The organism is Cellvibrio sp. ATLC23 (genome assembly GCF_057196725.1).
On the sequence record NZ_JBXUOS010000005.1, the window covers coordinates 147,091 to 169,011 of the forward strand.

The 21,921-nt window shown below is 49.0% G+C and carries 13 protein-coding genes; 1 reads left to right on the plus strand and 12 read right to left on the minus strand.

What is annotated here, in order from left to right:
• A complete protein-coding gene (gene creB, locus AC2CG4_RS10230) occupies positions 1 to 708 on the minus strand; it encodes a two-component system response regulator CreB (protein ID WP_484486159.1) in 708 nt (235 codons plus the stop codon).
• Between the two features lie 127 nt (positions 709 to 835).
• Between creB and AC2CG4_RS10235 the strand changes: the two genes are divergently transcribed.
• Complete coding sequence (locus tag AC2CG4_RS10235; protein ID WP_484486160.1) at positions 836 to 3,055, plus strand: FdhF/YdeP family oxidoreductase; 2,220 nt, start codon at positions 836 to 838, stop codon at positions 3,053 to 3,055.
• Positions 3,056 to 3,069: 14 nt separating this feature from the next.
• Here the strand turns inward: AC2CG4_RS10235 and AC2CG4_RS10240 are convergent, their stop codons facing one another.
• The 11 genes from AC2CG4_RS10240 to AC2CG4_RS10290 all read right to left on the minus strand — a co-directional run bounded on the left by AC2CG4_RS10240 (position 3,070) and on the right by AC2CG4_RS10290 (position 21,745).
• Entirely contained in the window at positions 3,070 to 3,336 is a 267-nt protein-coding gene (locus AC2CG4_RS10240) for a hypothetical protein (protein ID WP_484486161.1), read from the minus strand.
• 123 nt (positions 3,337 to 3,459) lie between these two features.
• Positions 3,460 to 4,848 (minus strand): siroheme synthase CysG, encoded by a 1,389-nt coding sequence (gene cysG, locus AC2CG4_RS10245; protein ID WP_484486162.1) that lies wholly within the window; start codon positions 4,846 to 4,848, stop codon positions 3,460 to 3,462.
• 8 nt (positions 4,849 to 4,856) lie between these two features.
• The gene (locus tag AC2CG4_RS10250; protein ID WP_484486163.1) at positions 4,857 to 5,126 is read right to left on the minus strand and encodes a Txe/YoeB family addiction module toxin; all 270 of its coding nucleotides are present in this window, start codon (positions 5,124 to 5,126) and stop codon (positions 4,857 to 4,859) included.
• Complete coding sequence (locus AC2CG4_RS10255) at positions 5,107 to 5,379, minus strand: type II toxin-antitoxin system Phd/YefM family antitoxin (protein WP_484486164.1); 273 nt, start codon at positions 5,377 to 5,379, stop codon at positions 5,107 to 5,109. The genes AC2CG4_RS10250 and AC2CG4_RS10255 overlap by 20 nt, the downstream gene beginning before the upstream one ends.
• A gap of 181 nt (positions 5,380 to 5,560) precedes the next feature.
• Positions 5,561 to 6,847: a serine--tRNA ligase gene (serS, locus tag AC2CG4_RS10260; RefSeq protein WP_484486165.1), complete on the minus strand. Its 1,287-nt coding sequence runs from the start codon at positions 6,845 to 6,847 to the stop codon at positions 5,561 to 5,563.
• 47 nt (positions 6,848 to 6,894) lie between these two features.
• Positions 6,895 to 7,269 carry a fluoride efflux transporter CrcB gene (crcB, locus tag AC2CG4_RS10265; protein WP_484486166.1) on the minus strand — a complete coding sequence of 125 codons (375 nt, stop codon included), beginning with the start codon at positions 7,267 to 7,269 and terminating at the stop codon, positions 6,895 to 6,897.
• Positions 7,270 to 7,281: 12 nt separating this feature from the next.
• Positions 7,282 to 8,622: a replication-associated recombination protein A gene (locus AC2CG4_RS10270; protein ID WP_484486167.1), complete on the minus strand. Its 1,341-nt coding sequence runs from the start codon at positions 8,620 to 8,622 to the stop codon at positions 7,282 to 7,284.
• Between the two features lie 5 nt (positions 8,623 to 8,627).
• Entirely contained in the window at positions 8,628 to 9,257 is a 630-nt protein-coding gene (gene lolA, locus AC2CG4_RS10275; protein ID WP_484486168.1) for an outer membrane lipoprotein periplasmic chaperone LolA, read from the minus strand.
• 130 nt (positions 9,258 to 9,387) lie between these two features.
• The gene (locus AC2CG4_RS10280; RefSeq protein WP_484486169.1) at positions 9,388 to 11,745 is read right to left on the minus strand and encodes a DNA translocase FtsK; all 2,358 of its coding nucleotides are present in this window, start codon (positions 11,743 to 11,745) and stop codon (positions 9,388 to 9,390) included.
• A 178-nt stretch (positions 11,746 to 11,923) separates the two neighbouring features.
• Positions 11,924 to 13,432, minus strand: coding sequence for a sensor domain-containing diguanylate cyclase (locus AC2CG4_RS10285; protein WP_484486170.1), 1,509 nt, complete (start codon positions 13,430 to 13,432; stop codon positions 11,924 to 11,926).
• A gap of 36 nt (positions 13,433 to 13,468) precedes the next feature.
• A complete protein-coding gene (locus AC2CG4_RS10290) occupies positions 13,469 to 21,745 on the minus strand; it encodes a putative Ig domain-containing protein (protein ID WP_484486171.1) in 8,277 nt (2,758 codons plus the stop codon).
• Between the last annotated feature and the right edge of the window lie 176 nt (positions 21,746 to 21,921).

Sequence of the window (21,921 nt, forward strand, 5' to 3'; positions counted from 1 at the left end):
TTATGCTTCCGGCTGATAGCAATAACCAAAACCGCGCTGGGTTTTAATGGGGTCGGCCACTGCATTCACCGCGCGCAACTTCGCTCGCAAGGTTTTAATATGGCCATCAATACTACGGTCATAACCGGCATCTGCGGCCACTCCCACGGCAGTCAATAACTGATCGCGGCTCAATACTCGCCCCGGCTGCTCAACTAATGCTTGCAACAAACAAAACTCGAAACGAGTTAGCTGCAATAATTGCTGTTGATAATGAATTGTTTTTCGCTCTAGATCGATTACAAATTCCCGCTGCGTTGCTGCTGACACTAGTTCATTAGTGGTTAAGTCACTCGCCGCAATCATTGGTCGCATACGCTTTAAAATTGCCTTTACCCGCGCCGCCACTTCACGCGGACTAAAGGGTTTTACTACATAATCATCTGCACCAATTTCCAAGCCAACTACCCGATCCAACTCATCGGTACGGGCAGTTAAAAACATTACCGGCACTTCAGAAAATTTACGCAGTTGTTTGCAGGCTTCAAAACCCGTCATATCCGGTAAGCCCACATCCATAATTACCATATCCACCTGTTGTGTTTTGATATAGGCAAGCGCTTTGGAGGCTAAGGTTTCCCAATGTGTGCTAAAACTTTCCGTTTGCAATACAAAAATCAGGCTTTCGGCAATCGACGGTTCATCTTCCAGAATTAAAATATGGGGCATGGTACGCATCCGGCAATTTTTATTTCACATTGCGAGATTCTACAAGAAAGCGGGCCATTTAACGTATTGCAATACCACAGAATCCCCCCTAACCTCTTGTTATTGTATTGCTGTCTGGTTAAACGCTATGTCTATAAAAGAATCTACTCCCACCGAACCCATTACTATTGTTGGCGGTGGTCCTAAAAAAGTTCTCTACACCTTAAAAACCGTTGCGCGCATCGGCCTGCTCAATTCGGCTAAGGCGCTCAATAGCAAAAATGCCTGTAAAGCCTGCGGTTTGGGTATGGGTGGTCAGCGCGGCGGCATGACAAATGAAAAAGATGAATTTCCTTCGGTGTGCAATAAAAGTATTCAAGCGCAGTCAACCGACATTCAACAGCCTATTCCAACGGATTTATTCAATCACACGCTCGACGATTTTAAACAGCTCAGCGCCTATGAGTTAGAGCACCTCGGGCGGTTAAACAATCCGCTGTTTAAATCAGCCGAGGGCAATAAATATTCGCCCGTCAGCTGGGAATTTGCATTGGATAAAATGGCTCGCGCATTTACTGCAACCAATCCCGAGCGCAGCTTTTTCTATTCCTCTGGTCGCTCATCAAATGAAGCCGGTTTTGTGTTGCAATTGCTCGCCCGATTGTATGGCACCAACAATGTCAACAACTGCTCCTACTACTGCCATCAAGCGACCGGTGTTGGTTTATCCAATGTGATAGGCACTGGCACCGCGACAGTTTCATTAGAGGATGTTGGCAATTGCGATTGTATTTTTGTGATAGGTGCAAACCCCTCATCCAATCACCCACGTTTTGTACATCAACTAAAAAATTGCCGTGAGTGCGGCGGGCAAGTGATTGTGATTAATCCAGCAAAAGAACCTGGGCTGGTGCGCTTTGCCGTACCGAAAAGCGCCAAGTCTATGCTCAGCGGCGGCAGCTGGATTGCATCGGAATATGTGCAACCAAAAATTGGCAGTGATCTGGCTTTATTCAAAGGCATCGCTAAAGCGCTATTAGAAAAACATCAAATTGCGACAAATTATATCGCGCAACACACCAACGAATTTGAAACGTTTAAACACGATATTGAACATACCACCTGGCCAACGCTGGTTAACGCCTGTGGTATTGAAAAAGAAAAAATAATTGCGCTGGCCGATGCTTATGCGCGCGCAGACAAAGCTATTTTTGCTTGGGGCATGGGTATTACCCACCATTTACACGGAGTGGAAAATGTCGAAGCTATTGCTAATTTAGCCTTATTGCGTGGCATGCTCGGCAAACCGGCTGCAGGTTTATTGCCACTGCGCGGCCATAGCAATGTGCAAGGTATTGGTACCGTTGGGGTAAAACCTATTTTAGCGGAGGATGTATTACAGCAGCTTGAACAGCACTTGAATGTGCAGCTACCGCGCAGCAAAGGGATGGATACCCTCGCCTGTTTAGAGGCGGCACACGCAGGAAAAATCGGCGCCGCATTGATCATGGGTGGTAATTTATTTTCCGCCACACCCAATAGCAAGTGGGCACAAGCAGCGCTGGATAAAATTAACTTCAAAGTTTATTTAACAACAACCTTAAACGCTGGCCATATCACCGGCATGGAAACTAGCGAAGCGTTAATTTTACCCGTCACCGCGCGCGATGAAGAATGGCAACCTACTACACAAGAATCCATGTTTAATTATGTGCGCTTGAGCGATGGCGGCATTGACCGTTTGCACAATGTAAAACCCGAAGTAGAAATTTTGTGTGAGTTGGGCAGACGTTTATTACCCAATTGCCCGCTCGATTTTAATCAATTGAAACAACACGATTCGATTCGCGCTGCTATTGCAGCCACTATTCCCGGCTTGAGTGAATTAAAAGATATAGCGCAAACCAAACAGGAATTTACGATCAAAGATCGTTTATTGGATTCACCTGTATTTAAAACCGAAAATGGTAAAGCGCAATTTCAAACCAATCCACTGCCTGCGCCAACCACGACTAACGAACATCCTTTTTTATTGGCCAGTATTCGCAGCGAAGGACAATTTAATTCGATTATTTATGAAGAGAGTGATTCCTATCGCGGCACCAATACACGCTGGTCGATTTTGATGAATCAGGCTGATATTGATGCACTGGGAATTGCGGCGGGTGATTGTGTGGATATTCAATCGCCACAAGGCGAGATGAAAGCAGTAACAGTATTTGCGTTTGATTTACCGCGCGGCAATGCAATGGCCTATTACCCGGAAGCCAATGTGTTGATTGCGACTACCCATGACCCACGCAGCAAAACGCCCGCGTTTAAATCTGTTCCGGTGCAAATACGCAGCTCAGTTTCAACACCTGTTTAATATCACGGAAAAAATTAAATCGAAATACTAATACTAGGCTGCGGGGATTTGCGCCGGTCTTTTCCCGCGCGAGTTTCTAATATGGGGGCGGCAGATTTATTGCGGCGATCTTGTTTTTTACGGCGCTCCACGCCGCCGGGCGGCATAACTCCTTCAAGCCCGGCTGACCGCTGGTTCTTCTGCTGCTCATTAGCATAGGCGCTAACCGCCGTAGTTGCAGATGGGCGGCTGGGCACCTTTACCGATACCGGTCGGGGTTGTATGGGGCCAAGATAAACCATAGAGATTCCTGTTGCACCTAAATAATTACATCACAGTCAATTTATCGGCAAAACATTGAATTCCTTTAACCTTAAAACCACCTTCAACACATTTCTGACGCACAGACCACATTTTGTACAATATTAGCTATCGGCTTTAAACCACTTTAACGTGTTGTGCAGTTTGACCACATCACCCACGATGAATAGCGTGGGCGCATGAACATCATTTTGCGCAACCACATCGGCAATCGAATTCAAATCTGAAATTAGTACCCGCTGCTCCTGAGTCGTTCCCTTTTCAATTAAGGCTACTGGCGTGCTGGCAGTGCGACCGTGCGCAATCAAGGACTCACAGATTTCTCTCAAGCCGACCAGCCCCATATAAAACACCAATGTTTGGGTGGGATTGGCCAATTCCGGCCATTGGAGATTGGTATCGTCCGACTTCAAATGACCCGTTACAAAACGCACTGATTGGGCATAATCGCGATGGGTTAAAGGAATGCCCGCATAAGCGGCGCAACCCGAAGCAGCGGTGATACCCGGTACAACTTGAAACGGAATATGATTTTGCGCAAGCAGTTCGATCTCTTCGCCCCCGCGACCAAAAATAAACGGATCGCCGCCTTTTAAGCGCAAAACACGTTTGCCCTGCTTGGCCAAATCAACCAATAGCTGGTTGATATTTTCCTGCTCCATAGCGTGTTCACTGCGGCGTTTGCCAACATAAATACGCTCGGCATCGCGGCGCACTAACTCCATCACCCCATCGGAAACTAAACGATCGTAAAGCACTACATCGGCTTGCTGCATTAAACGCAATGCACGCAAGGTTAATAATTCTGGATCGCCTGGGCCGCCGCCAACCAAATACACTTCGCCTTGCGTTAATTCAGCCTGATCTGCCGCCAACTCATTTGCGATAAAGTCATTTGCAGCAGTTTCCTGCCCATTCATCATCAACTCTGCTGCAGGACCTTGCAGAATTTTTTCCCAAAATTTGCGCCGGCTGTCGCCATCGGTAAAACGCGCTTTAATTCTATCGCGCCATTGGCTAGCGATTTGCGCAAGCTTGCCGTAACTCGCGGGAATTAAAGTTTCTAATTTTGCCCGCACTAAACGCGCAAGCACCGGCGCTTCACCGCCACTCGATACCGCAATAACCAAGGGTGAGCGATCAATAATTGCTGGCGTGATATAAGTACAAAGCGCAGGTGTATCAACCACATTGACGGGCAGATTTAAGGCTTGCGCATCAGCAGAAATTTTTTCATTAATCGATTCAATATCCGTCGCTGCGATAGCCAATACACAGTTCTGCAAATCACTTGTTTGATACTCGCGCGCAAAAAATTCACCACCGGAACTGGCAATTAACTCACGCAATTCACTGGAAACTTCTGGCGCAACCACCCGCAACACCGCACCCGCTTTTGCGAGCATACGCCCTTTGCGGGTAGCAACCTCACCACCGCCGACTAGCAGGCAGCGGCGTTTTTTTAAATCGAGAAAGACGGGGAAATAATCCATAACTATATCTACTGATCATAATGCCCACCGATGGCAAAAATATAAATCGCGTGGTCATCAAATTTATAAATGAGACGATCTTTGTGCGAAATACGTCGCGACCAAAAACCGGAGAGATTGTGCTTAAGCGCTTCGGGTTTACCGATTCCTTTGGTTAGATCTTTAGCGCGCAGTAATTCTTTCAGTACCTTACACAGGGCTTTATGCAGCGCTTTGTCGCGCTCACGCATAGTTTCATAGGCCGCCCAAGTTTCGCCTTCAAATACCAGTGATTTCATCGAGTTCCCTTTCCGTGGGTTGATAGCCAGAGCCTTTTGCATGGGTTTTCATCGATTTGGCAATTTGCTGCATCAGGTCGCTGGATTGCAGCACATGCAGGGTTTCCTGCTCGCGCTCCCAGTCAGCGGCACTCACCACCACAAAATCCTCACCAGCGCGGCGGGTGACTTTTAAGGGGGCGTGATTGTCGATGACATCTTCCACCAACACTTTCAGATTATCGCGAAAGCGATTAACACTTACCGTTTCCATATGGCACCTATAACGTACGGGGTTTCCGTACATAGTAACTTATTGGCGGGAAACAAGGCAATGAATGTGAGTACTGAGGCCGCTACCTTTTGCATCGACATCAATCAGTAATTCAACATAAAAAAGGTGGGTATCGCTTGCGCTCCACCCACCCTACGATTCACATGAGTGAATATTGCAATTACTTTTGCGCTGGCGTTAATACTTCGGTGCCGCCCATGTAGGGGCGCAATACTTCTGGAATAATTATGCTGCCGTCGGCTTGTTGGTAGTTTTCCATCACCGCGAGCAAGGTGCGACCAATGGCTAAACCGGAACCGTTGAGGGTGTGCAGCAATTCAGGTTTGCCGGTTTCTTTGTTGCGGTAGCGCGCCATCATGCGGCGGGCCTGGAAGTCGCGGAAGCTGCTGCACGAAGAAATTTCGCGGTATTTACCTTGTGACGGCACCCATACTTCGATGTCGTAGGTTTTGGCAGAGGAGAAGCCAATATCGCCGCCACACAAAATTACCGTGCGATGCGGCAAGCCCAGTTTTTGCAAAATCGTTTCGGCGTGGCCAACCAATTCTTCTAAGGCCGCATCGGATTCTTCCGGGCGAACAAATTTAACCAGCTCCACTTTTTCAAATTGATGCTGGCGAATCATGCCGCGCGTATCGCGACCATAACTGCCTGCTTCGGAACGGAAGCAAGGTGAGTGACATACCAATTTAATAGGCAATTGTGACTCATCAATAATTTCATCGCGGTAGATATTGGTAACCGGCACTTCGGCGGTGGGAATCAAATAAAATTCGCGGTCATCAGTCAGCTTAAATAAATCCTCTTCAAATTTTGGCAGCTGACCCGTGCCAAAAAGCGAATCGCGATTGACGATAAAAGGCACGTTCACTTCTTCATAACCATGTTGATTGATGTGAGTGTCCAACATGAATTGCGCCAGTGCGCGATGCAGCCGCGCTACACCGCCGCGCAATACCGCAAAACGAGTTCCGGTAATTTTGGTGCCAGTTTCAAAATCCAATCCAGCGAGATTTGCGCCCAGGTCAACGTGGTCAACAACGGGAAAATCGAAAGAACGTGGAGTACCCCAAGTGCGCACTTCAACATTATCGTCTTCGCTTTTGCCATTGGGAACTTCGTCTGCTGGCACATTCGGAATCGCGTTTACAAATACATCCCACTCGGCTTGAACTTTTGCCAACTCTACTTCTGCAGTCGCCAATTCTTGTTTGATGTTTTCAACGGCTTGCATCATGGGCGCTATATCTTCGCCCGCTTGTTTGGCTTTGCCGATGCCTTTGGAAATAGAGTTGCGTTCGCTTTGCAAGTTTTCGGTTTTTATTTGAATTGCTTTGCGGGTTTCTTCCAGTGCTTGAATTTTGGCAACATCTAATTCATAGCCACGTTTGGCCAAACCCTGGGCAACTTGTTCGGTAGCGGTGCGGAGTAATTTTGAATCTAACATGATGAGTAATTATCTATTTAAAAGTTGAAGGATATGAATAATAAAAACTAAAATAATTTTTGGGTTAAGGCCATTCCAATAAAGGCCATTAGCAAACCTAAAATCACCGAGCTGCTGGCATAAATAAGTGCATTAAACACATGCCCTTCTTGCCACAACTGTAAAATCTCTAACGAGAACGCCGAAAAAGTGGTAAACCCACCCAATAATCCGGTGATAAAAAACAACCGGTACTCGGCTGGCACAGTGGCTTTTTCAACTAACAGCACATAGGCCATGCCAATCAAAAAAGAACCTACAATATTGACTACAAAAGTACCCAGCGGAAAACGGTAATTTAGCAGCGGCGTTAAATATCCAACAGCAGCGAATCTAAGCACTGAGCCGAGCGCACCACCTAATGCGATTGCTAACCACTGCATAAATATCCCAACTTATTTTTTGTAGCGTTTCTTTTTGCTTTGTTTATCCAACTCGCGCAGATGTGCAAGTTTTTCCTGAATTTTTAATTCCAGCCCACGCTCGACTGGTTGGTAATAGCAAGCTTGGGCAATGTCTTCCGGCAAATAGTTCTCACCTGCGGCATAAGCGCCTGGCTCGTCATGGGCGTAGCGATATTCCGCTCCGTAATCCATGCTTTTCATCAGCTTGGTTGGGGCATTGCGTAAATGCACGGGAACATCATAAGCCGGTTGATTGCGCACGTCGGCCATGACTTGATTGAACGCATTATACACAGCATTACTTTTGGGTGCGCAGGCGAGATAGGCGACCGCTTGGGCAATAGCCAACTGCCCTTCCGGGCTGCCCAAACGCTCTTGTACATCCCACGCCGACAGACACAGCGGCAGCGCACGCGGGTCGGCATTGCCTATATCTTCACTGGCCATGCGCACTACGCGGCGGGCGATATAGAGCGGATCGCAACCGCCATCGAGCATTCTGGCCAACCAATACAAAGCGCCGTCGGGCGATGAGCCACGCACGGATTTATGCAACGCCGAGATTTGTTCGTAGAAAATATCGCCACCTTTATCAAAGCGGCGCACATCAGAAGCCAGTACTTCAGCAATAACCTGCTCATTGATGACTTTGTGATCGCCGTCTTCATCGGCAAGGTCGGCAGAAATTTCCAGCAGGTTAAGTGCTTTGCGCGCATCGCCATCGGCAGCTTGTGCAAGCGTCATGAGCGTATCGTCGTCGATACGAATATTTTGCTCGCCTAAGCCGCGGGTTTTATCGTCGAGCGCTTGTTGTAATACGTTTTTTAATTGCTCCGGTTGCAGGCCGCGCAGTACATAAACACGGCAGCGCGAAAGCAATGCGTTATTTAATTCAAACGAGGGATTTTCGGTGGTCGCACCGATAAAAATAAAAGTGCCGTCTTCCACATAAGGGAGAAACGCATCCTGCTGGGATTTGTTAAAGCGGTGCACTTCATCGACAAACAAAATGGTTTTGCGGCGACTGGAAATTCGCTCTTGTTGCGCGCTGGAAACAGCGGCACGAATTTCTTTTACGCCTGATAAAACCGCCGACAAGGATTCAAACCGTGCATCCGCTTGCTCGGCAAATAATTTCGCCAGTGAGGTTTTACCTACACCCGGTGGCCCCCACAAAATCATCGAATGTAATTGACCGCGCGCAATCGCTTCGCGCAGGGGTTTACCGGCGCTGAGCAGATGCTCTTGGCCGATATAATCGTCGAGATTGCGCGGGCGCATGCGCGCCGCCAGCGGTTGATAGGCGGGCGCAGAACATCCAAAAAGATCCATCGCGCTTAATCTTTCAGGATTTCAACACCCTCCGGCGGCTGAAAAAAGAACTTTTCTTCCGGCAGGGTTTGGTTGCGCTGCACGTTGCTTAATACGCAGCGCGTGAGTTGGCCGAGGCTGTCTTGAATCGCAAACTCGGTGAGCTGATTCGCCTTAAATACCAGCGTTAAATGCTGAAACATGCCCTCGGTCACTTTTGGAGTAAGCGTATATTTTTCTGCAGAGGTCACTTTGGCATCGCGTGTCACGGAAAATTGTTTGCGCAACTGCTCAACATCCGCACTCAATAAGAGCGCAGGGGTTTGACGCAAATCTTCAGTAAATTCACGAATAGTCACTGTTTCCAAATCAGGATCATACAACCAGATAGTTTTATTGTTTGATACCAACAGCTGCGGCATATCACCCAGCGTTTTCCAATAAAACTTGCCTGGGCGCATCAGCATAAAGTTGCCGCTGCTGGACTCTTGCTCAACACCTTTTTTGTCGTAGGTGGTTTGGACAAAATCACCTTGCAATGTGTTCATGGCATCGAGCTGTTTACGCAGTTGCGCTGCAGCTTGATCATCGGCGGCATGAGCAGCGACGGACATGAGCAACAACAAGCCAGTAATCATTCGTGAAATGATGTTCATAGAGTTTCCAAATAAATGTGAGTGACTGACACCTAGATCCTATCGGGTGTGGATGAACCTGAGATAAATTTTTTTGCTGATTTTCGGTGGGTATCGCTTAGGCTCCACCCACCCTACCTAATTGCGTGCATTAATCCCGTCCACTACCGACCAATACTTCGCGGTTGCCGTTATGGCCTGCGGTGGAGACTACACCTGCCGACTCCATGGTTTCGATCAAACGCGCAGCGCGGTTGTAGCCGATGCGCAATTTACGCTGCACTGATGAGATAGAGGCTTTGCGCGATTCGATCACAAAGGCGACCGCTTCATCGTACAGCGCATCGGTTTCGCCATCGCTATCTTCACCGCCTTCGCTCGGTAAACCCGGAACCGGAATGGAGTTGTTGTCGTCATCGGTAATACCGTCGATATATTGCGGCGCACCGCGTTTTTTCCAGTCGGCGACCACTTTGTGAACTTCGTGGTCATCAACAAACGCACCGTGTACACGAATGGGCACGCTGGTGCCGGACGGCAGATACAACATGTCGCCGTGACCGAGCAATTGATCTGCCCCGCCCTGATCCAGAATCGTGCGCGAGTCGATTTTGGAGGAAACCTGGAAGGCGATACGGGTCGGCACGTTGGCCTTGATCAGGCCGGTGATAATATCCACCGACGGACGCTGGGTGGCGAGAATCAAATGGATTCCCGCAGCACGTGCCTTTTGCGCGATACGGGCGATCAACTGCTCTACTTTTTTCTTGTCGACAATCATCATCATGTCGGCAAATTCGTCGATCACTACCACAATAAACGGCAATTCCGCCAAGTCTGGCGCAGTCGCTACTTCTGCACCCGGGTCAAAATTCTCTTCCGGCTTAAACAGCGGGTCTTTGATCGGTTCACCGGCTTTGATGGCATCCTCCACTTTGCGGTTAAAACCTGCGAGGTTGCGCACACCCATTGCGGACATCAGTTTGTAGCGGCGCTCCATCTCCCCCACACACCAACGCAAGCCATTGGAGGCGTCTTTCATATCGGTGATCACCGGGGTGAGCAAATGCGGAATACCCTCATAAACCGAAAGTTCCAACATTTTCGGGTCTACCAGTATCAGGCGCACTTCTTTGGGAGTGGATTTGTACAGCAGGCTGAGCAACATCACGTTAACGCCCACCGACTTACCGGAACCGGTAGTACCGGCCACCAGCAAGTGGGGCATTTTGGCGAGATCAGCCACAATCGGCTCACCGGAGATGTCGTGCCCCAGCGCCATGGTTAAAGGAGACTTGGCGTTATCGTAAATTTCAGATGAAATCACCTCAGACAAGCGCACCATTTCGCGGTGTGCGTTGGGGATTTCAATCCCCATTACCGATTTACCGGGGATAACCTCCACTACCCGCACCGATACCACCGCCAGTGAACGGGCGAGATCTTTGGCGAGGCCAGTGATGCGGCTCGCTTTAATGCCGGGCGCTGGCTGGATTTCAAAACGAGTCACGACTGGACCGGGTTGAACTGACACCACTTCGATATCGATACCGAAGTCTTTGAGTTTAAACTCCAACAGTTTGGACATGGCCTCCAGCGATTCTTTGGAGTATCCCTTGTCGCTGCGTTTGTCGGCAGGGTCGAGCAAATTCAGCGGCGGCAAGGTGCCTACGGCTGGCTCCAGGGATTCAAACAACGAGGGCTGTTTTTCTTTTTCGATGCGCGGGCTTGGCGCGGGTTTCTTTTTAACCGGCTCTTCGATAATCACCGGTGCCTGACGCTTAGCCTCTACTTTGGCGTGCTGCACCACCACTTCGCGGCGATGTTCCTGAGCTTTGGCGGCGATTTGTTTTTCAGTCCGCTCGCGTTGATACACTTGCCATTTCTCCAGTGCGCGCGCAACGCCAAGGGAGATCCACCGACCAATATCTTCCGCTAACTTGAGCCAGGATAGATCGGTAAAAATGGTCATGCCGACCAGAAACATGGTCAACAATAGCAACGTGCCACCGGTGTAATTAAACGCGTTGAAAACACCATCGGATACCGCAGCGCCCAACAAGCCACCATTGGAATAAGGCAGCACCGATGCGCCGTCGCTGTAATGCATAGCGGCAATGCCTGCACCTGCCACCATCACCAATATCAAACCCACTGCGCGCAGACCGAAAAACAGCCAGTCGATGCCGCCTTGGCGGGTGCGATCTTTCAGCACCAACCAGGCGCGATAGGCGATCATCACTGGAAATAAGTAGGCAAGATAGCCAAATAGCGAGAAGAACACATCGGCAATCCAGGCACCAAAAGGGCCACCTGCATTTTGTACTATGTTGTTTTCACCCGTTTTAGACCAGCCCGGATCATTCGCGTCATAACTGACCATGGCAATCATCAAATACAGACAGACTGCACCCAAGCCAATCAATGCGCCCTCCTTTAACAGACGAACGAGAAGATTGGACGCTTGCTCAGAAGCGGGCGCGCGGCGTTGTGGAGTCACTGATTTCAATGGAATTTCCCGATTGATAACCTAAAGCGGTAAGTAAATAAACGAGGGCTATTGTAATTACTGGCGGCAGATTTACCACCGGCAAGATCACTCTGGGACGAAATGAAGCAAAAAACCCGCAAATGAGCGGGTTTTTTGGTCGTCTTGCGCGCAACTTTATGTTTATCAAGCACAAATGCTAATGCTGAGTCTCAGCGATAAGGCTTTCCATACCCGGCGCCCAGCAAGTGACCTGATTGCGCCCGTGCTGCTTGGAGTAGTAAAGCGCCTCATCAGCCTGCTGGATAAGCTGGCTTGCGGTAGTGGCACCCATACGCATCGATGTAACACCAAAACTGCCTGTTACCTTGATGCCGTTAGTTTCTTTACCCTCAATTTTTTCGCGACAGCGCTCCGCAATCATCTGCGCTTGCTCCAGCGGTGCCCCCGGCAATATCACACAGAACTCCTCGCCGCCAAAACGCGCCACCATATCCATATCGCGCACCACTTCACGCAGACTGTTGGCTGCCATTTTGATCACTTCGTCACCCGCCGCATGACCGTAGGTATCGTTTACTTTTTTGAAAAAGTCGATATCCGCCATGATGCAACTGAATTCAGCATCAGACGCACGCGCACCATCGAACTTGCCGTCGAGATGCTCGTACAAAGCACGGCGGTTGAAACAGTTGGTCAGCGGATCACGCGTGGCCAAATAGGTTAGTTCTTTATTTTTAACTTCGATCGCAACCTGACTCGCCGCCAATTGTTGAATCATGCTTTCCAGCAAGCGGCTCTTGGTTTCCAATTCGGTGATATCTTCAAACACGGCAATAGTGCCCTGGCTCGCGCCTTTAGCATCGAGGATTGGCACCGCATTAACATGAAAAATTTTGTCGTTGTCATCAGCTTGCGGCAAGAGTACACGCACACCGGTTTGCTTAATACCTGTGTTAATGGCAGTGAGCCAGGGGTATTCGCGCACCTCTTGATTCGGATCTAAATACCAGCCGAGATTGCTGGCTTTTTTGGCCATAATGGCTTGTTCGGTGCGCCCCAGGTGCTCCATCATGACGGTATTCGCCAATACAATCTGTTCACGCCGATCCAGAATTAACACACCCTCCGCGAGAATATTCAACGCATTGCGCACCCGCGCAGGGACTACAGCACTGGGATCCAAATGTTTTAGCGCGCGTTTGATGTAATACCAGAAACCCACAAAGCCGCTAAGCGATACAAAAATCACCAGCAATATAAAGCTGGGCACACCGAAAATCGGGTGATGGTCACTCATTAAGGGTTCGAAGGTAATTTCAAACTCGGCACGCTTGGCCCCGTTAATCATAATCGGGAAGCGCACATGCGTGGGGGTGGATTCATAGGGTTTAGCGCCCACCCATTTTTTGGGGTGCAGCTTGGTTTGCGAAACGATAATCCCATCATTGCGCCTGACGCCGGCGGACTCGATTTCCGGATTGCGCTCTACGGTAGATTCCAGCAAGTATTGCAGCAAAATTTCATCGCCGCGCATGATTGCCACCCCCACCTGCGAGGCGAGAGTTTCTGTCAAGCGCTTGCGTACATCTAATTGTTGCCGCTCGGCACCGGGAGTCAAACCCAGTGCTTGGGCAAGGATCAAGATGGAGACTGTAAGCACCACCAAGCCCAAACTTAACCTGACCGCAGGAGTAAAACCAACCATTATCGCGCCTTGATTCTGTATTTATGAATTAGCAGGTTATGAGCCGCTTTCTTTACGCTGGGCATGATCAAATAAATAGCCCACCTCTTTGGCATTTTTGTCTTCACGTTCGCGGTCTTTACGCTGCTGCTCCAATTCTTTTTTCTTTTTGTTTACTTCATCCAGAATAGGCAGCGGATCAAGCCCGCGCCAGAGCGGCAGCATAGACATCATGGTTAACAATAGACTGCTCGCGCGCAAAGACCACACCAGCAAACCGGTAGTGACAGAAAAAGTCAGGCCAGCCACCACGGCCCTGCGATCCTGTTCTTCTACCATGGCCTCATCCATTTGGGCGCGCAAACGGCGCACTTCATTATCAAAATCCACCTCTTCCCAAGGGGCAAAACCGGCATCTGGCGCAATCAGACCAGCCAGATTAGGTGAAGCGGTTAATGTCGTAAGCGGAATATTGCCATTGCTAAGCGCCTCCTCTGCGCGCTCAAAGTCGCGGCTGGACTTATCATTAATCACCGTGTCAGTGCGGTTGCTATCACCGGTTTCCACGATAATTTGTTGGGCGCCCAAACTATCTGGAAGAAGCGGCTCAAGGCTGCTATTACCACCTTGATTTGGCAATTCGCTGGGAATCTCTGGTTGCTCTGTAACTGCACCATCCTTAGGTGGTTTAGGCCCCTCAGTGGTTGGTGGCGTTGCAGGAGGTGTTGTAGGCGGCACCGCAGGTGGTAGAGGAGGCTCCACCGGTGGCACTGTAACAGGTGGCTTTTCCAACGCAGCAACTGTGACTTTAAACGAGGTTTCTACCCAAGCGCCATCGCTGTCTTGCGCGCGCAGGGTCACAACCGATTCCCCGCCCGCTTGCGATGCAAACGAGAGCGTCATAAGGCCGGTAGCCGGGTCGATTTGAACGTTTGGAACCACACTATTATTGCTGTTTTGCATCAGCGTCCAGCTCAACGCCGTGCCATTTTCCACATCGCTAAATACGGTGCGCAAATTCATCTGCTGAGGTGCAGTGCCAGCCTTGACGTTAATATCCGCTATGCCGCTCGATACAGGCACATCGTTTACCGATGCGATATTGACGCGCACCAATGTATCAACCCAGGCGCCCTGCTCATCTTGCCCACGCACCATTAAATCGCTGCTGCCGAACTGATTGGCGCCATAGTTCAACTGCAATTTACCGGTAGCAAGATCAATACTCGCATTGCTCACCAAGGCCGGGTTGCTATTGCTAACGACAGAAAACACCAGATTGCGGGTGGCAGTTTCCTCATCGCTAAAAAGCGCCCATAAATCAACTTGGTCACCCGCTGCGTCTTCAACATTATTGATAACAATGCTGCCGGTGGTTTCCGGCACATCATTGACTTCCACCACAGTCAATTCAAATTGTGCTGTCGCAGTGGCTATACCATCGCTGGCGATAATGTGAATACTCAGGTTGCCAACATCCGTCTGGGTAGGTGTACCACTAAAGCTCAGAGTCGCGGCATCAAATACTAACCAATTGGGCAGGGGCGCGCCGCCGGATAATTGCGCGCTATAGACTAAGGTGGTTCCCGTATCTGCATCAGTAAACATGTTGGCGGGGAAGGTCACACTAAACGGTAGATCTTCCAGCGCGGTTTGGTTGGCCGGAGGATTTACCAGCACCGGTGCGTCATTAACGTTGTTCACGACAATAACAAAGCTATCGCTAATAGAGCCGCCATTTGCATCACTCGCCGTCATCAATACATTGATACTGCCCACATCGCCCGCCGTCGGAGTACCGCTAAAACTGCGCGTCGCGGCATCAAAACTTAACCAGGCTGGCAAAGACCCACCGCCTACCAATTGGGCGGAATAACGTAGCGGGTCACCCTCTGGGTCAACAAAGGTCGACACGGGAAAACTGAAATCAAAGCGTTGATTCTCAGCAGCTACTTGATCGGCAATAGGCGACTGCACAAACGGCGGAGCATTGACAGGCAAACCAGTAACAGTGAGCGCAAAAACATCACTCACTGTGCCACCCTGCCCGTCATTCGCAGTGACCTCAATGTTGATACTGCCCACATCGCCAAGAGCCGGTGTGCCGCTAAAACTGCGGGTAGCGGAATTAAAGCTCAACCAAGCTGGCAGTGCACCGCCACCAGCAAGTTGCGCGCTGTAAGTCAGTGTGTCGCCAACATCGGGATCAGCAAACACATTGGCGCCAAAGGTGAAGTTGAAAGCGGTATTTTCAGTTGCACTCTGGTCTGCAATTGGAAAAGCAACTGTGGGCGCATCGTTAGTGTTGGCGACGACAATATCAAAAGTATCAGTCACCGTGCCGCCGTTGCCATCATTGGCGATTACATCGATTGATACAGTTCCGACAAATTCGTTAGTCGGTGTTCCGCTAAAGGTACGGGTTCCCACATTAAAGCTCAGCCACGCTGGCAAGGCACCGCCACCAGCAAGTTGTGCGCTGTAGGTTAGCGTATCGCCAACATCCGGATCGGCAAATGTATTAGCGGCAAATTGAAAACTAAACGCGGCATCTTCAGTAGCGTTTTGATTGGGAATCGCATTGGCAACCGTGGGCGCATCGTTAGTGTTGGCCACGACAATATCAAAGGTATCAGTTACTGTTCCGCCGTTGCCATCATTGGCAATCACATCAATTGAAACTGTGCCGACAAATTCGTTAGTCGGCGTGCCGCTAAAGGTGCGTGTGGCTGCATCAAAGCTTAACCATGCAGGCAATGCTCCACCACCGGCTAGTTGTGCGCTGTAGGTGAGCGTATCGCCAACATCCGGATCGGCAAATGTATTAGCAGCAAATTGAAAATTAAAGGCGGCATCTTCGGTAGCATTTTGATTAGGAATCGCATTGGCAACCGTGGGCGCATCGTTAGTATTAGCAACAACAATATCAAAAGTGTCAGTTACTGTGCCGCCATTGCCGTCATTGGCAATTACATCAATTGATACTGTACCCACATCACCGTTTGCAGGTGTTCCGCTAAAGGTACGAGTTCCCGCATTAAAGCTCAGCCACGCTGGCAATGCACCGCCACCAGCAAGTTGCGCACTGTAAGTGAGCGTATCGCCAACATCCGGATCGGCAAATGTATTTGCGGCAAATTGAAAATTAAATGCTGCACCTTCAGTAGCATTTTGATTAGGGATGGCATTGGCAACCGTGGGCGCATCGTTAGTATTAGCAACAACAATATCAAAGGTGTCAGTTACTGTTCCGCCGTTGCCATCATTGGCAATTACATCAATTGATACAGTGCCGACAAAAGCATTCGTTGGTGTACCGCTAAAGGTGCGCGTTGCCGCATCAAAACTTAACCACGCGGGTAATGCGCCGCCACCGGCTAGTTGGGCGCTGTAAGTCAGCGTATCGCCAACATCCGGATCGGCAAATGTATTAGCGGCAAATTGAAAATTAAACGCGGCATCTTCAGTCGCAATTTGATTGGGGATGGCATTGGCAACCGTGGGCGCATCATTAGTATTAGCAACAACAATATCAAAGGTGTCAGTGACCGTACCGCCATTGCCGTCATTGGCAATTACATCAATTGATACTGTACCCACATCACCGTTTGCAGGTGTTCCGCTAAAGGTACGGGTTCCCGCATTAAAGCTCAGCCACGCTGGCAATGCACCGCCACCGGCGAGTTGCGCGCTGTAAGTCAGTGTGTCGCCAACATCTGGATCGGCAAATGTATTAGCGGCAAATTGAAAACTAAACGCGGCATCTTCAGTCGCATTTTGATTGGGGATGGCATTGGCAACCGTGGGGGCGTCATTGGTGTTGGCGACAGCAATATCAAAGGTGTCAGTGACCGTTCCGCCATTGCCGTCATTGGCAATTACATCGATTGATACTGTACCCACATCACCGTTTGCAGGTGTTCCGCTAAAGGTACGGGTTCCCGCATTAAAGCTCAGCCACGCTGGCAATGCACCGCCACCGGCTAGTTGGGCGCTGTAAGTCAGCGTATCACCCACATCCACATCGTTAAAGGTATTAGCGGCGAATTGAAAATTAAAGGCGGCATCCTCGGTAGCATTTTGATTAGGAATCGCATTGGCAACCGTGGGGGCGTCATTGGTGTTGGCGACAACAATATCAAAAGTGTCAGTTACTGTGCCGCCGTTGCCATCGCTGGCAATCACATCAATTGAAACTGTGCCAACAAAATCATTCGTAGGTGTGCCACTAAACGTGCGTGTCCCGCTATTAAAACTTAACCATGCAGGCAGTGCTCCACCACCGGCTAGTTGTGCGCTGTAGGTGAGCGTATCGCCAACATCCGGATCGGCAAATGTATTAGCGGCAAATTGAAAATTAAACGCGGCATCTTCAGTCGCATTTTGATTGGGAATTGCATTGGCAACCGTGGGCGCATCGTTAGTATTAGCAACAACAATATCAAAAGTGTCAGTTACTGTGCCGCCATTGCCATCATTGGCGATTACATCGATTGAAACTGTGCCGACAAAATCATTGGTAGGTGTGCCGCTAAACGTGCGTGTGGCTGCATCAAAGCTTAACCATGCAGGCAATGTTCCACCACCGGCTAGTTGTGCGCTGTAGCTGAGCGTATCGCCAACATCGACATCACTAAACGTATTGGCAGCGAAAGTAAAATTAAATGCGGCATCTTCAGTCGCATTTTGATTGGGAATTTCGTTAGCAATGGTAGGTGCATCGTTAGTGTTTGCAATCACCAAGTCAAAGGTATCTGTTGCCGGTGTTCCGCCTTTTGTATCATCTGCAGTTACTTTTATCGAGATAGTGCCCACATCTGCATTGACGGGAGTACCCGAAAATGTGCGGGTTGCCGCGTCGAAATTTAGCCACCCAGGCAATGCACTGCCATCCGCCATAGTTGCGCTGTAGGTCAACGTATCGCCATCAGCATCGCTAAAGGTATTAGCGGCAAATTGAAAATTAAAGGCTGCATCTTCTGTGGCATTTTGATTCGGAATTGGATTGGCAATTTGAGGGTTATTATTGATGCCGCTGGAAACTTGAAAAGCCAAGTCGCGATCGGGGTCAGGCGTGCCCGTACTGGAGTGGTAAGATCCATTGGGATACACATTGGTATTATGAATACCGACACTCACCAATCCATCAAAGCTGGTGGTTTCTACTTTAATAAAATAAATTTGATTGTCATTTAGCGCGACGCCAGAAAAATCAAATGCCTCCCAACTCAATACTGTATTTAATCCCGCTGAGGTTTTGGTATCGCTCGCAACAACAGTACCGTTATAGGTAGATGATATTAATGAGACAGTAATAGTTTGTGCGCTGGCAGAGGGATCTTTTCTGATTTGTAAAATAATCGAATCAATTGTGTAAGTTGCGCCCACACTGTCATGTGCAAACGACTGATACAAAGGCACGCCCGATGAGAGTGATTGAGTATTTGTAGCTGGACCAGAAGATTCATAATTAACGTTAGTGGCGCCAACGTTATCGACTTGCAAATCAAAAAAATCCGACACAGTGGTTGTGCCGTCGTTGGCAATCACTTCAATGGTGATATTGCCTACATCACCATTGGATGGGGTACCACTGAACGTGCGAGTTGCCGCATCAAAGGTGAGCCATGCAGGTAGTGGTGCTCCGCCGGGCCTCTGCGCTGTGTAGGTTAGTGTGTCACCGACATCTTGATCATGAAATGTATTGATTGGAAAGGTGTAGTTATACAGTGCATTTTCCGTCGCCGTCTGATTCGGAATTTGATTTGCAACAGTCGGTGCGTCATTGGTGTTGGCAATAACAATATCAAAATTGTCCGAGACTGTGGCTCCCGCACCATCATTGGCAATAACTTTTACCGAGAGAGTGCCAACATCGTCATTTGCTGGCGTACCTGAAAATGTGCGCGTGGCCGAGTCAAAACTCAACCAACCTGGCAATGGGTTTCCATCAACTAGGGTCGCAGTATAAGTAAAACTCGTGCCTACATCACCGTCGCCAAATGTATTGGCTGGAAAACTGTAACTGAACGCTGCATCTTCAGTGGCACTTTGATTAGGAATCGGAATATTTACAAAGGGCAAATCATTGATATTGACTACGGTCAAATCAAAGGTGTCGTTTACTGTTCCGCCAAATCCATCATTGGCGGTAACTCTAATACTGATGGTGCCAATATCGCCGTCATCAGGGACACCACTAAACGTACGCGTACCCGCATTGAAATTGAGCCACGCAGGAAGTGGATTTCCATTCGATAAAGTAGCGGTGTAGGTCAGTGTATTGCCATCAACATCGTTAAAGGTATTGGCTGGAAATGTATAACTGTAAAGTGATTCTTCATTCGTTGATTGATCGGGAATTGCATTGGCAACGATAGGTGCATCATTAACTGAAGTAACGTTGATGGCTACTGTGTCTGTATCTGTTTTATCAAAGTCTCCGGTACGACCTGCACCTTTATCATTGGTCACTATAGTAAAAACATCGGCACCAAAATAATTACTGGTGGGGGTGTAGTTAAGCGTAGCGGCAAGTGTTGCGTTAATTTGCGCCATAGTGCCGGTTAATACCACGGTAGCGGTGCCACTACCTGCAATAGCGGCTGAGCCACCACTAACAGATAAAACGCCGTGGCTAACACTTAAGGTTACTTCCACATCCCAAAGGTTGTAGTCGTCGACATCACTAATACTAACGCCCGAAATAGCAACAGTCGTGTCTTCTGCTGTAGTAATCGGCCCCGCCGGAACTGTATTAACGGGATCGTCATTCACGTAGCTCACATCAATGGTCAATGTGTTAGGTGTCGGATCCGTATCTGTACCGCCGCCATCATCGCGCACTTGAAAACCGATCTGTGCATAATTCGTGGCATTTTCATTTGCAGCCGGCGTAAAAACCAATTTCCCCGCATTGATATCGGCAATGGTAATAAATTGATTGGTGGTGACAAGTCCGTTACCAGTCAAGGTCAGGCTACCTGCACTAGGCAAACTACTGATCACTACCCCCGCAAAATTATGGTTATCGACTGGATCACTAAAACCGAAATTAGCCGCCGTTAATACAAGGGGTGTATCTTCGGGTGTATCTATCGCCCAATTGAAGCCCTGAGGTGGCGTATTCTCGCGATCCACCACCGCAATCGCCATATCTTTTGACGAATCGCCTGCATTGTTTACCACAAACTCGCCGGTTATCACGTTGCTATTGATGTAACCAAGGCTGATCAGGTTATCAGCACCGTCGTTTGTTTTGAATTCAACCCAGTAAACGGTGTAAGCATTAAATGTAGTTTGAGCAAAATCGAAATTTATCCAACCAAGCGTGTTGGTAATCCCACTGGTACTCACCGAGGCGCTAGCAACTACAGGGCCGTTGTAGGTCGCTTCGTAAATGGTCATTTGCACATTGGAAGAGCTAGTACCGTAATTGGCCAGCATCACCTGAATGCGGTCTACAGTCTGGCTGGAAGTGAGCTGCACACCCTGTTTGATGTCGCCGCCAATCGAAATAACTTGTTCATTAGTTGCCGCGCCAGAATAAAGATGTACTACATCTGCAAGAGCTCCCTCCCACGCCATAGATTGACCAGAGGTAAATATTGAAGCAGCTTCGATTTGACCAACTTTTATCTCCAGATCCCAATCTGCATTTGCAAGAGTACCGGTCAGGTCATTACTCGCCGCTATATCAGCACCGGTCAAATCGCTCAGCTGGCGCAACAAGTTAATACCACTTTGATTAGCCGCCAAATCACAGCCGTACAACAGAATATCGGCCTCTTCACCCAGCGCTGTTTTCCATGCGGCCAATTGTTGCGCGTATTGGCCAATATTGTTTTCATTAAGCACTTGATTGCCAAGTTGGAGGCTGCCCGCAACACTGTGGGAAATCACATGAATGGCGGAAATACCGCTGGCACCAGCAAGATAATCAGTGATCTGGGCAACACCATCTTTTGTCGCATCGATATAAATAATGGCGGTGGAATTGGCATCGGTGTGGTTGCGGATATCTTCAACCAGAGTCTGATAGTCAGCGACTCCGGTATCGACAAATACGAGCGTGGTAATGGTCGATTGCGCACTAGGGCCAATATCGGCCTGTGGATCAGCATCAAAATCGGGTTCGAGCCCTTGGCTCTCCATTATCGGGGGGGCATCTGGCATATAGATGCTTACCAGATCGAGCCGTTCTGCGGCATGCGCCAAAGACTGCCCATCAGAATGACCGTCATCAAAGACAGCAATATCTGCAGTGGCAGAAAACAATAATCTTGGCTCTAAAGCTTCAATTAACGGACGGCGATTACGCGTTGCGTTGGACATGGGCAAAAACGTCTCAAAATCTGTATTCCCGCCCAGGGCAATACAGACAAGGGTTAAGGCTGGGGGAAACCGTGGCATCCTTTAGAATTATGCGTTCCAGCCTACTACTCTGCAGGTTCAACCCTACAAGTTCAAAAAACATACTGATTTATTATTTTGGCACATTTTTCAACTTT